At 44.3% G+C, this 519-nt stretch carries 1 protein-coding gene; it reads left to right on the top strand.

The annotated features are described in order from the left end of the window. Window positions 1–89 precede the first annotated feature (89 nt). The coding region (locus AB4496_RS28330) for a helix-turn-helix domain-containing protein (protein ID WP_372133381.1) at window positions 90–519 on the top strand (430 nt) is incomplete at its 3' end.

Here is a 519-nt window from a genome sequence, read left to right as displayed (position 1 = left end):
TGTTAGAGCAATTTAGTAATGTCCGGTTTGAGCCATTTTAAAATGTCCTCCTAAGCTTACCTATATTGGTCTGCTTAGGAGTTATCTGGATGCTTATTACTATGAGTGAAAAAGATATTCATCGATTCAAGGTTCTGACTGACGTACGTGAAAAACGACTACGCCAAGTTGACGCTGCTATCATTTTGAACCTGTCTGCGCGTCATATCCGACGTTTGGTCAACAAACTTGTCTCTCTTGGCGCGCAAAGTCTTACACACGCAGCGCGTGGACGCCCAAGTAATCGACGCTACTCAGAACATTTCAGAATTGAAATACTGAAACTTATCCGTGAGCATTACTCTGACTTCTCACCAACGTTCGCTCTGGAAAAACTGACTGAACTGCACAATCTATCAGTCTCTAAAGAAACACTGCGTCAATGGATGATCGCCGACGGACTGTGGCTTCCACATGCGAAACGAAAACCTCGGATCTATCAGCCTCGTTACCGTCGTGATTGCTTGGGTGAACTTATTC

Origin of the sequence: Vibrio sp. 10N.222.46.A1 (assembly GCF_041473595.1) — a bacterium.
GTDB classification, from domain to species: domain Bacteria; phylum Pseudomonadota; class Gammaproteobacteria; order Enterobacterales; family Vibrionaceae; genus Vibrio; species Vibrio tasmaniensis_A.
The sequence above is the reverse complement of the archived record's forward strand: the minus strand, read 5'-3'. Positions and strand labels throughout refer to the sequence as shown.